Source organism: Roseixanthobacter glucoisosaccharinicivorans (assembly GCF_043195095.2).
Classification (GTDB): Bacteria; Pseudomonadota; Alphaproteobacteria; order Rhizobiales; family Xanthobacteraceae; genus NCEH01.
In genome coordinates this window covers 4,599,572-4,611,584 of the sequence record NZ_CM195538.1, presented here as the reverse complement: position 1 = coordinate 4,611,584, position 12,013 = coordinate 4,599,572, and the positions used below count along the sequence as shown (strand labels likewise).

Annotated in this window: 9 protein-coding genes; 6 read left to right on the top strand and 3 right to left on the bottom strand. The window is 66.8% G+C overall.

The window, feature by feature from the left end; all coding sequences use genetic code 11:
• The first annotated feature begins 130 nt into the window (after positions 1–130).
• From fabA to fabI, 3 genes are all read left to right on the top strand, one after another.
• Entirely contained in the window at positions 131–661 is a 531-nt protein-coding gene (fabA, locus tag V5F78_RS21300) for a 3-hydroxyacyl-[acyl-carrier-protein] dehydratase FabA (protein ID WP_394084069.1), read from the top strand.
• A 54-nt stretch (positions 662–715) separates the two neighbouring features.
• Positions 716–1,933, top strand: coding sequence for a beta-ketoacyl-ACP synthase I (gene fabB / locus V5F78_RS21295; protein ID WP_394015509.1), 1,218 nt, complete (start codon positions 716–718; stop codon positions 1,931–1,933).
• 180 nt (positions 1,934–2,113) lie between these two features.
• Positions 2,114–2,962 (top strand): enoyl-ACP reductase FabI, encoded by an 849-nt coding sequence (gene fabI / locus V5F78_RS21290; protein WP_509276358.1) that lies wholly within the window; start codon positions 2,114–2,116, stop codon positions 2,960–2,962.
• An 86-nt stretch (positions 2,963–3,048) separates the two neighbouring features.
• Here the strand turns inward: fabI and V5F78_RS21285 are convergent, their stop codons facing one another.
• Positions 3,049–4,041, bottom strand: a complete 993-nt coding sequence (locus V5F78_RS21285; protein ID WP_509276357.1) for a hypothetical protein — start codon at positions 4,039–4,041, stop codon at positions 3,049–3,051.
• A 242-nt stretch (positions 4,042–4,283) separates the two neighbouring features.
• On the opposite strand from V5F78_RS21285, the gene V5F78_RS21280 reads away from it, so the two are divergent.
• Together V5F78_RS21280 and V5F78_RS21275 are read left to right on the top strand one after the other, a co-directional pair.
• On the top strand, positions 4,284–5,060 hold the full coding sequence (locus V5F78_RS21280; protein ID WP_509276356.1) for a bestrophin-like domain: 777 nt from the start codon (positions 4,284–4,286) through the stop codon (positions 5,058–5,060).
• Positions 5,061–5,137: 77 nt separating this feature from the next.
• Positions 5,138–7,159: a methyl-accepting chemotaxis protein gene (locus tag V5F78_RS21275; protein ID WP_509276355.1), complete on the top strand. Its 2,022-nt coding sequence runs from the start codon at positions 5,138–5,140 to the stop codon at positions 7,157–7,159.
• 21 nt (positions 7,160–7,180) lie between these two features.
• Here V5F78_RS21275 and V5F78_RS21270 read toward each other — a convergent pair whose 3' ends face one another.
• Entirely contained in the window at positions 7,181–8,527 is a 1,347-nt protein-coding gene (locus V5F78_RS21270) for an aminotransferase class I/II-fold pyridoxal phosphate-dependent enzyme (RefSeq protein WP_509276824.1), read from the bottom strand.
• A 188-nt stretch (positions 8,528–8,715) separates the two neighbouring features.
• Between V5F78_RS21270 and V5F78_RS21265 the strand changes: the two genes are divergently transcribed.
• Positions 8,716–9,576: an EamA family transporter gene (locus V5F78_RS21265; RefSeq protein WP_509276354.1), complete on the top strand. Its 861-nt coding sequence runs from the start codon at positions 8,716–8,718 to the stop codon at positions 9,574–9,576.
• Between the two features lie 101 nt (positions 9,577–9,677).
• On the opposite strand, the gene pnp is transcribed toward V5F78_RS21265, so the two are convergent.
• Complete coding sequence (gene pnp / locus V5F78_RS21260; RefSeq protein ID WP_509276353.1) at positions 9,678–11,864, bottom strand: polyribonucleotide nucleotidyltransferase; 2,187 nt, start codon at positions 11,862–11,864, stop codon at positions 9,678–9,680.
• Positions 11,865–12,013 lie beyond the last annotated feature (149 nt).

Here is a 12,013-nt window from a genome sequence, read left to right as displayed (position 1 = left end):
TGAGCGCGCCCCCTCCTATGATAGGGAGTGCCCGCGCTCGCAACGCGCGCAACCTCGAGCCTGGCCGTGCCGGACCTTGAGGTATAACGAAACTCACCCCTTCGTGGGCAGAATGGCGATACCCGTTAGAATGGCCGAGCGGCAGACCAGCTTCGAGTATGAAGACCTCCTCGCATGCGGACGCGGCGAACTGTTCGGTCCCGGCAACGCCCAATTGCCGCTGCCTCCCATGCTCATGTTCGATCGCATCGCGGAGATTTCCGAGACCGGCGGCGAATTCGGCAAGGGCTTCATGCGCGCGGAACTCGCCGTGCGGCCGGACCTGTGGTTCTTCGACTGCCACTTCAAGGGCGATCCGGTGATGCCGGGCTGCCTCGGCCTCGATGCCATGTGGCAGCTGGTGGGCTTTTATCTCGGCTGGCTGGGCTCCACAGGGCGCGGGCGGGCGCTCGGCCTCGGCGAGCTGAAATTCTCCGGCCAGGTGCTGCCGACCGTCTCCAAGGTGGTCTATGGCATCGAGTTCAAGCGCGTCATGCGCTCCAAGCTGGTGCTCGGCATCGCCGACGGCTGGCTGGAGGCCGACGGCACGGTGATCTATCGCGCCAAGGACTTGAAGGTCGGTTTGTTCCAGGCGGACGCCCCGGCGCCGGTGGGCGGCTGACACCGCTGCGCCACGATTGCCGGCCAGGGTGCCGGTCCGATTTAGGGAGGTGACATGCGTCGCGTCGTCGTGACCGGAATGGGCATTGTTTCGTCCATCGGTAATTCCACCCAGGAAGTCCTGGCCAGCCTGCACGAAGCCCGCAGCGGCGTTACGTTCGCGGAAGACTATGCCAAGCTGGGCTTCCGCTCGCAGGTGCAGGGCGCGCCGACGCTGAAGGCGGACGAGGTCGTGGACCGGCGCGCCATGCGCTTCCACGGCGGCGGAACGGCGTGGAACCATGTGGCCATGGACCAGGCGATCCGCGACGCGGGCCTGGAACAGGCCGAGATTTCCAGCGAGCGCACCGGCCTCATCATGGGCTCGGGCGGCTCCTCCACCAAGACCATCGTGGAAGCCGCGGACATCGCCCGCACCAAGGGGCCCAAGCGCGTCGGCCCGTTCGCGGTGCCCAAGGCCATGTCCTCCACCGCCTCGGCGACGCTCTCGACCTGGTTCAAGATCAAGGGCCTGAGCTATTCCATCTCGGCCGCCTGCGCGACCACCAACATCTGCATCGGCAATGCCTACGAGCTGATCCAGTTCGGCAAGCAGGACATGATCTTCGCCGGCGGCTGCGAGGATCTCGACTGGACGCTCTCCGTGCTGTTCGACGGCATGGGCGCCATGTCCTCCAATTTCAACGACCGCCCCGCGGTTGCCTCGCGCGCCTATGACAAGGACCGCGACGGCTTCGTCATCTCCGGCGGCGCGGGCGTTCTGGTGCTCGAGGAGCTGGAGCACGCCAAGGCGCGCGGCGCCCGCATCTATGCGGAAATCGCCGGCTATGGCGCCACCTCCGACGGTTCCGACATGGTCGCCCCCTCGGGCGAAGGCGCCGAGCGGGCGATGAAGCTGGCGCTCTCCTCCATCAAGGCGCCGATCGACTATATCAACCCGCACGCCACCTCCACGCCGATCGGCGACCTGAAGGAAATCGAGGCGATCCGCGCGGTATTCGGCGACAAATGCCCGCCGATCTCCGCCACCAAGTCGCTCACCGGCCATTCCCAGGGCGCGACCGGCGTGCATGAGGCGATCTATTCCATCTTGATGATGCAGAACGGCTTCATCACCAAGAGCGCCCATATCGACGAGATCGACCCGGCCTTCGCCGACATGCCGATCGTGCGCGAGCGGGTGGACAATGCGAAGCTCGGCCATGTGCTGTCCAACGGCTTCGGCTTCGGCGGCGCGAACGCCAGCCTGGTGCTGAAGCATCTCGACGCCTGATCCGCCCGGCGGGCACGACCCGTCCGGCACGGCAAAGGCGAAGCCGTCAGGTTCTGAAATGCCAGGTGATCAGGTTCGAGCACGCGGAAGCGACTTGGCGATGGTTTCTGGCGGCAAGGTCTGATAATCGCCCTTTCAAACGTTTCCGACCCGACCGGGTCGCACCTGGGGTAGCAGGCAATGCAGGACCTGATGAAAGGCAAGCGCGGCCTCGTGATGGGGGTGGCCAACGACCATTCCATCGCATGGGGCATCGCCAAGGCCTTGGCCGGTCAGGGCGCGGAACTCGCCTTCACCCACCAGGGCGAGGCCATGGCCAAGCGGGTGCGCCCGCTGGCGGAGAGCCTCGGCTCCACCATCATCGCGCCCTGCGACGTGGAAGACCTCACCAGCGTGGATGGGCTGTTTTCCCGGCTAAGGGACGAATGGGGCACGCTGGATTTCGTGGTCCATGCGGTCGCCTTCTCGGACAAGTCTGAGCTGAAGGGCCGCTACGCGGACAGCAGCCGGGAGAATTTCTCCCGCACCATGATCATTTCCTGCTTCTCCTTCACCGAGATCGCCAAGCGGGCGGCGGACCTGATGCCGAAAGGCGGCGCGCTGCTGACCCTGACCTTCGGCGGCTCCACGCGCGTGATGCCCAATTACAATGTGATGGGCGTCGCCAAGGCGGCGCTGGAGGCGAGCGTGCGCTATCTGGCCGCCGATTTCGGCCCGGCCGGCATCCGCGTGAACGCCCTGTCCGCCGGCCCGGTGCGCACGCTGGCGGGCGCCGGCATCGCCGATGCGCGGCTGATGTTCAATTACCAGAAGCGCCATGCCCCGCTGCGCCGCACGGTGAGCATCGAGGAAGTGGGCAATTCCGCGCTGTATCTCCTGTCGGACCTGTCCACCGGCGTCACCGGCGAGACCCATTTCGTGGACAGCGGCTACAACATCATCTCCATGCCGCATCCCGACGTGCTGAAGACCCAGGAAGACGCCGAGGCGAAGCTCGCGGGCGACCTTTCCGCCACCGCCGCCGAATAGCCGCGCCGCAGGGCGTGGATGGGGGCGAAGGCGGCCGGAGGCGGCGGAGGCGTGCGATCCGCCGCGGGCCGTCGCCCTGCCGGGCGCTAGAACGGACCGTGGTAGAGCGGCTCCAGAGCGGCATATTTGCGAAAGACGGTGACGGTGCCGTCGCTTCCGCGCCGATAGATGAACTTGCCATATTTGCGGGAGGGAAGAATATCCCCCTTGTGGTTGGCCGCATTTATTAAGCGCCAGTGATCCTTCAGCAGTCTCTCATGATCTGTCGTCGCCTGCGTCTCCGGCGAGGACATACGCTCTCGCAGGGCGTAAAAATCCCTGATCTTTCCCTCCTTGTGGTAGTGGTCTGACAGATCATCATATTTCTGGCACAGGGCTGGCGCATCCATCTCGCGCGAAAGATCTTCCAATTCGATCACCGCGCGCACGCCCTCCTCCGTCTCCACATAGGACGAGCCGTCCTCCGAGAATTGGACCGCGCCGGTGCGCGCGGTCATCACCACATTGGCGCGCGTGTGCTCGCACAAGATCTTGTAGAACTTATAGGCGAGGCTGGATTTGATATCCTCCTGGCTCAGGGCGCCTTCGTGATCCTTGCGAAAATCCTGCGCGCGCGCGGCGTAGCAGATGATCAGCGCAAGCTTGTAGCTTTGGCCTGGGTCGAGAAAATCCGCCGTCATCCGCGCCAGTTCGTCATAGGTGCCGGCATAGCCGGTGCCCATTTCCCACCCCAACCCCTTCTTCAGGGTCTCGGTGTCGTTGTGGCTGCCGTGGGCGCCCAGAAGGATCTTGCGCGCCGTGCGGCAGGCCTCGCGGATCTGCGCCATCTGGGTGTCATAGGCGACCCGGCTCTCCATGCGCGCGTGCGTGGACAGCGCCATGTTCGTGGCGGCGCGCCGATGCTCCAGCAATTCGAACAGATTGACGACGTCCACCACCACATCGCCGAAGATCAGCTGGGTGAAGCGCTGGAAGCAGGTGCGCGGCACGAATTTATGCGCCAGATTTTGCGCGCTCTTCTGCACCAGCCCGTTCGGCTCCATGTCGGCGAGATTGAGAAATATGATCCGCTGCGTCATCCCTGCCTCCCATCGGCCGGCCGTTGAAAGCGGCCGTGCTCACACTCCGGCAGCATCCACCAAAACGTGCCAGGAAACGGCAGTACAACCGAGTTGCCGGGCGTCGTAAACCGCGATTTCGAAGCGCCGTACCCAGCGCCTGGGGAACCCCTTCCTTGACGGTAGCCTGATCCGCTATTGCCAAGATCATGTGCGTGTTCTAGCTGGAGTTCACCGCCGGGCATCGCACCTATGGATCGGAAATGGACGCTCTAACCCTGGGTTTTATCGTTTTCATCGCTCTGTTTGGCGGTGCGGCGATCGCCATCCGGATCGCGCCGTCGCTCCCGCCGCATCATCTCAGCAAGGACAGCCAGGACGCCGTGAAGCTGGGCGTCGGCATGATCGCCGCCATGGCCTCCCTGGTGCTGGGCCTGATGACCGCCTCCGTCAGCGGCAATTTCAGCAACGCCAGCAAGGATGTGAGCAGCTACGCCCTGAACCTGCTGTCGCTCGACACGGACATGCGGCATTTCGAGCCGCAGAGCTGTCCGGCGCAGATCCTTCTGGCGGATTATATCCGCGCCGTCCTGCATGAGACCTGGACCGGCGCCACCGACCTGCCCGAGCGCCGCAATCCCGCGACCTCGGGGCAGATCCTGCTCCAGCTCGATGGCGTGGTTCACGGCTGGGTGCCCACCACCGCCGACGATGTGGCCGTGCGCACGAATGTGCAGAATGGCCTGCGCACCGTGCTGACCAGCCGGTGGACCGTCAGCCAGGATGCCGCCGCTGCCATCCCCACCGCCTTCGTGGTGGTGTTGGTGGCCTGGCTGGCGCTGATCTTCATCAGCTTCGGCCTGTATTCCCCGCCCAATATGGTGGTGATCGGCTCGCTCCTTTTGTGCGCGGCGTCCATCGCCGGCGCGCTGTTCCTGATTTCGGAAATGAGCGGGCCGTTTGATGGTCTGGTCAGCATCTCGCCCCAGCCCATGGTCGGCGTCCTGAACTTCATCGACACGCACGGCTGCGGAACCTAGCGGCGGGCCTGGCCCGACAGCCTCGGGCAAGCGTCCGGTCGGATTGATAGCGCGGATATCAATCTTGGACGGACACAATGGCCATTCGCATGGGCATCGGCCTGAAGCTCGGCATCACCTCCACCCTGCTGGTCCTGCTATCGGGGGGCGTGATCGTCAGCCGCCAGATCGCCATGTCGCGGATCGAGGCGGCGGCGGCGGATGTTCATCTCCAGGCGGAAATCCTCAAGGAGGCCGAGAAGGTCGGTACGCTGCTCAGCGCGGTCCGCTCCAGCGCCACCGAACTGATGCTGTCATTCACCAATATTGACAATGAGACCCTGCTGAAGCAGGCCCTTACCGACGTCCGCACCGCCCAGGCCAGCCTCGACCGCTTGCTGGTGCTGGAAACCCACGAGGACGATCGCGAGGAATTCCGCAAGCTCAAGCGGCGGTTCGAGGAGATCGGCAAGGCGACCGCGGACATCGCGCGCTCCGAAGCGGCCCAACTCGACGCGGTGGATGCCCGCCCGGCGATCCGCCTGCGTGCCCGCTCGGCCTTCTCCATGCTGGCGATGGATCTCGGCAATGCCGGCAAGAGCGCGGCCGGGCAGCAGGCCCAGACCCTCGATACGCTGCTGGACCAGATCAATCTCGCCTCTTCGATCTTCATCATCGAGGAGGACCCCAAGCAGCTCACCATGATCAAGGCCATGGAAGAGTCCGGCCTGCGGACGCTCGCCGAGATCAAGGACGCGGCCGGCGACGATGAGCAGGCGGGCGACACGCTCGTCCTCGCCCGGCAGGCATTCGAAGCCTATGTGGCGTCCATCCGCGCCGGCCTGAGCGAAATCCAGGCGCGCGACGACATCATCCGCCAGCGCAGCAAACCCGCCTTCGCGGTGGCGACGGCGCTGCTGAAGCATGTCACCGAGGAGAGCCGCCTCCAGTCCGAGGGGGCGGAGCAGGAGTCCGCGCAGGCGTTGGAGAGCGGGATGTTCCAGATCCTCGTCTTCTCGCTCATCGCCATAGCCGCCGCGATCGCGGCGGCCCTCTATTCGGCGCTCGGTGTCGCCGCGCCCATCAAGCGCATGAGCGGGGCGATGGAGGGCCTGTCCGGCGGCGATCTTTCCACCCCCATTCCCTATGCCGGTCGCGGCGACGAGGTGGGCGACCAGTCCCGCGCCCTGACCGTGTTCCGCGACAGCCTCGTGGAGGCCCAGCGCCAGCGCGAACTGCGGCGCGCCGCGGACCAGGCGGCGGAGGAGCGCCGCAAGGCGGAGATGCGCGCGCTCGCGGATCAGTTTGAAGGCGCCATCGGCGTCGTGGTGGATACGGTCGCCTCGGCCGCGACCGAATTGCAGCAGGCGGCGGAGACGCTCAGCGCCACCGCCGAGGAAACCACCGCCCAGGCCGCCGCCGTCGCCTCTGCGGCCGGCCTTGCGACGACCAATGTGCAGTCGGTCGCCTCGGCGGTGGAGGAGCTTTCCGCTTCCGCGCGGGCGATCGGCGAGCGCTTGCGCCAATCCACGCAGATGACCGAGCGGGCCGTCGCGGAAGTGGACAGCACCAACGGCCAGATGGGCGAATTGCGCGCCTGCGCCGATCAGATCGGCGGCATCGTGAGCGTCATCGACACCATTGCCGGGCAGACCAATCTGCTGGCGCTGAACGCCACCATCGAATCCGCGCGCGCCGGAGAGGCGGGGCGCGGCTTCGCGGTGGTCGCGCAGGAGGTGAAGCAGCTGGCCGGGCAGACCGCAAAGGCCACCGCCAATATCTCCGAGCGCATCTCGGGCATCCAGGAATCGACCGGCGACGTGCTCGGCGCGATCACCGGCTTCAGCCACACCATCAGCGAGTTGAACGCCGGCTCGCTGGCCATCGCCGCCGCCATGGACGAGCAGAATGCCACCACCGGCGAGGTCGCCCGCAGCATCCAGCAGGCGGCCACCGGCACCCATGAGGTGACCAGCAACATCGCCGGCGTGGAGCGGGCGGCCCACGCCTCCGCCAGCGCCGCCGGGCAGGTGCTCTCCTCCGCCACCGACCTGTCGAAGCAGGCCGAGCTTCTGCGCGGCCAGGTGCGGACCTTCCTCACCACCGTACGCGCCGCGTAAACGTGCGCGGTCGCCCGGCGCTCACCGGAGCGATTGCGCGATCACCCGCAGCGCCTCGCCATTCATCTGGGCGACATTGAAGCGCATGAGGTCGCCGGCCGATTGGGCGACACTGAAGACATTGCCGGGAGCGAGCACCACCCCCTCGCGCAGTGCCACCCGCGCGACCTGCGCCGCGTCCCGCCCGTCCGGCAGGCGGCACCAGAGAAAGAAGCCGCCGCGCGGCAGCGTCCAGGGGCGGATGCCGAGCGCGTCCAGCTGGCCGACCATTTCCCGGCGCCGCTTCGCCAGCCGGGTCCGCAGCCCGGCGAGATGCTTGCGATAGCTGCCATCGCTCAGGGTCGCGAACACCAGTTCGGCCGCGACCGGGCTTGGCCCGCCGAAATTCGTCGCCACCTGGAGGTCGATGAGCCCCTCGATCCACTCCGGCCGGGCGACGATATAGCCGCAGCGGATGGAGGCCGAGAGCGTCTTGGAGAAGCTGCCGATGCGGATCACGCGCGCAAGCCCGTCGAGCGCGGCGAGGCGGGGCGATGGCTCCGGCTCGAAATCGGCGAGGATCTCGTCCTCCACGATGGTCAGGTCGTGGGCTGCCGCAAGTGTCAGGATGCGATGGGCGGTGTTCGGCGCGAGCGTCGCGCCAGTGGGATTGTGGAGCGCCGCATTGGTGAGATAGAGGCGCGGACGGTGGGCGGCCAGCGCCTCGGCGAAGCGCGCCACATCCGGCCCGCTTTGCGTATAGGGCACGCTGACGACGCGGGCGCCATGGGCGCGCAGCACCGCCTGGAAATTGAAATAGCAGGGATCATCCACCAGCACCGTATCGCCGGGCTTCAGCAGGAACCGGCAGAGCAGGTCCATGGCCCGCGAGCCCGACGGCGTCAGCAGGATCTGGTCCGCCCCCGCCTCGATCCCCTCGGCCGCGAACTGGCGCGCGAGCAGACGGCGCAGGGCGAGCGAGCCGCGCGTGGGTCCGTAATCGGTCAATACGGCCGCGTCCGCGCGGGCGAGCGCGCGGATCGCCCGGCGGATCGCCGCCTCGGGCATCCAATCCGCCGGCAGCCAGCCGCAGCCCGGCCGCAGGATCGCAGGTGCGGCATCCAGCGATTGGCGGGAGATCCATAAGGGATCAATGGCGCGGTCGAGCGTCGGCGCCACCTCCCGCAGCGCCCCGGCCGGCACCGCGCCGGCGACGTAAAAGCCGGAGCCGGGACGCGAGCGGATCAGCCCTTCCGCCGCGAGGCGGTCGAAAGCCTCGACCACGGTGGAGGGCGAGACCTGCATGTCGCGGGCGAACTTGCGGATCGAGGGCAGCTTTTCCCCCGCCGTCAGGATCCGGCTGGCCATGCGGCGGCGGATCTCGGCCATCACCGAAACCGTCCGCGGCGCGCGCGCGCCCTCCCCCGCCGCACCGTCTGCCGCCGGGCCGTCCGCAGGATTGTTCGCCAACTGTATGGCCTCCATGATCCATACTGTTCGGTATAAGCGTATGGGTGTGTGGCTGTCTCCGCAATCCCCGCCGCGCTATCGCGGCGGGACAAGCGAGGGACACCACCATGCAGCGCGCGACCGACGGCTGGGGCAGCGGCCTCCTCGGCGTCCTCATCTTCAGCGGCTCGCTTCCGGCGACCCGGGTGGCGGTGGGCGGATTTTCTCCGGTCTTCCTCACCTCGGCCCGCGCGGTCATCGCCGCTCTGCTCGGCGCCGCCCTGCTGCTGCTGCTGCGCCAGAAGCGCCCCGCACGCAGCGATCTGCCGCCCCTGGCCGTGGTGGCGCTCGGGGTGGTGATCGGCTTCCCGCTGCTCACCGCCCTGGCGCTCCAGCACATCACCTCTGCCCATTCGATCGTATTCATCGGCCTCTTGCCGCTGGCGACCGCGCTGTTCGGCGTGATCCGGGGCGGCGAGCGGCCGAAGCCGGCCTTCTGGCTGTTCTCGGTGGCCGGGGCTTGTTCAGTCGCGGGGTTCGCCCTCGCGGGCAGCAGTTCGGCTTCGCTGGCCGGCGATCTGCTGATGGTCGCGGCGATCCTGGTCTGCGGCCTCGGCTATGCGGAAGGCGCCCGCCTCTCCCGCCGCCTCGGCGGATGGCAGGTGATTTCCTGGGCGCTGGTCCTCGCCCTTCCGGTGATGGCGGTGATTGCGCTTTTCACCGTGCCGCAGGCCTGGAGCGGCATTGGTGGCCCGGCGTGGCTGGGCCTCGCTTATGTCTCCGTCTTCTCCATGCTGGTGGGCTTCGTCTTCTGGTACCGGGGCCTGGCGCTGGGCGGCATCGCGGGAGTGGGCCAGCTGCAATTGCTCCAGCCCTTCTTCGGGCTCGCGCTCGCGGCGCTGCTGCTGGACGAACCGGTGGCGTGGACCATGGTGGCGGCGGCCGCCGTGGTGGTGCTCTGCGTCGCCGGCAGCCGGCGCTATGGGTGAGCCGGACGCGGACGGCGCGGAGCCCGACAGCGCAGCGCAAAAGAAAAGGGCGGCCCGAGGGCCGCCCTTTCCGTTCAGATGTCCCGTGGCGGACCGGCCGATCACTCGGCGGCGCCGGCCTCGGTCTCTTCCTTGGCCGCGTCGCGCGCGGCGTCGCGGTCGGCCTTTTCCTTGGCTTCCAGGTCCTCGCCGGTGGTCTGGTCGACCACCTTCATGGACAGGCGGGTCTTGCCACGCTCGTCGAAGCCGACCAGCTTGACCTTGACCTTGTCGCCTTCCTTGACCACGTCGGAGGTCTTGTTCACCCGCTCCTTGGCGAGCTGGGAGATGTGGACCAGGCCGTCCTTGGAACCGAAGAAGTTCACGAAGGCGCCGAAGTCCACGACCTTCACGACCGTGCCGTCATAGATCTGGCCAACTTCCGGCTCGGAGGCGATGGACTTGATCCAGTTGATCGCCGCCTTGATCGACTCGCCATTGGCGGAGGCGATCTTGATGGTGCCGTCGTCCTCGATGTTGATCTTGGCGCCGGTCTTCTCGACGATCTCGCGGATCACCTTGCCGCCGGACCCGATCACTTCGCGGATCTTGTCCACCGGGATGTTCATCACCTCGATGCGCGGGGCGTGCTCGCCCAGCTCGGAGCGGGCGGAGGTCAGCGCCTTCGCCATCTCGCCGAGGATGTGGGCGCGGCCTTCCTTGGCCTGGCCGAGGGCGACCTTCATGATCTCCTCGGTGATGCCGGCGATCTTGATGTCCATCTGGAGCGCGGTCACGCCGCGATCGGTGCCGGCCACCTTGAAGTCCATGTCACCGAGGTGATCCTCGTCGCCCAGGATGTCCGAAAGAACGGCGAACTTGCCCTCTTCCAGGATCAGGCCCATGGCGATGCCGGCCACCGGACGGCGCAGGGGAACGCCCGCATCCATCAGCGAGAGCGAGGCGCCGCAGACGGTCGCCATGGAGGACGAGCCGTTGGATTCCAGGATCTCGGAGACCACGCGCAGGGTGTAGGGGAATTCATGCTTCGGCGGCAGCATGGGGCGGATGGCGCGCCATGCGAGCTTGCCGTGGCCGATTTCGCGGCGGCCGGGCGAACCCATGCGGCCGGCTTCACCCACCGAGAAGGGGGGGAAGTTGTAGTGCAGCAGGAAGTGCTCCTTGTAGGTGCCTTCCAGGCTGTCGATGAACTGCTCGTCCTCGCCGGTGCCCAGCGTGGCGACGACCAGCGCCTGGGTCTCGCCGCGGGTGAACAAAGCCGAGCCGTGGGCGCGCGGCAGCACGCCGACTTCCGAGACGATCGGGCGCACGGTGCGCACGTCGCGGCCGTCGATGCGGATGCCGTCGTCGAGGATGGCCCAGCGCACGATCTTGGCTTCGAGCGCCTTGAGCACTTCGCCGACCTGCTGGCTGGCGGGCGCCGCCTGGCCGTCCATGGCCAGTTCCTCGAAATACTTCTTCACCTTGGACTTGGCAGCGCCGACCGCTTCATAGCGGGACTGCTTCTGCACGATCTTGTAGGCGGCGCGCAGATCGGCTTCCGCGATCTCGCGGATCTTGGATTCGAGCGCGGAATTGTCGGCCGGCGCGAACGCGCGCGGCTCCTTGGCGGCCTTCTCGGCGAGGCGGATGATGGCCTCGATCACCGGCTGGAAATGGCGGTGGCCGAACATGACCGCGCCGAGCATGATTTCCTCGGGCAGCTCCTTGGCTTCCGATTCCACCATCAGCACGGCATCGCCGGTGCCGGCGACCACGAGGTCGAGCGCGCTTTCCTTCAGCTCGTCGGTGGTCGGGTTCAGCACATATTCATTGTCGATGAAACCGACACGGGCGCCGCCGATGGGGCCCATGAAGGGCACGCCGGAGAGCGTGAGCGCGGCGGAGGCGCCGACGATGCCGGCGATGTCCGGATCATTCTCCAGATCGTGCGCCAGCACGGTGATGACCACCTGGGTCTCGTTGCGATAGCCGTCGGCGAACAGCGGGCGGATCGGGCGGTCGATCAGGCGGGAGACCAGGGTCTCCTTTTCGCTCGGACGGCCTTCGCGCTTGAAATAGCCGCCGGGAATGCGGCCGGCCGCATAGGTCTTTTCCTGGTAATTGACCGTCAGCGGGAAGAAATCAATGCCGGGCTTCGCCTCACGGGCGGAAACGGCGGTGGCGAGAACCTTGGTGTCGCCATAAGTGACAAGAACCGCGCCATCGGCCTGGCGGGCCATCTTGCCGGTTTCGAGAATCAGGGTACGTCCACCCCAATCCAGTTCCTCGCGATGAATATCGAACATGGAATTATCTCTCTCGTCCTTCGAAGCGGGAGAGCCATGAGCAAGACGGCCGGACGCACCGCGCGCCTGCGCTTCCCGCATCGGGAAGGCGTGCGACGGTTGCGTCCGGCGATCCTGCCATGACTTTCCCTTGAGCTTCGCTTTTGCGC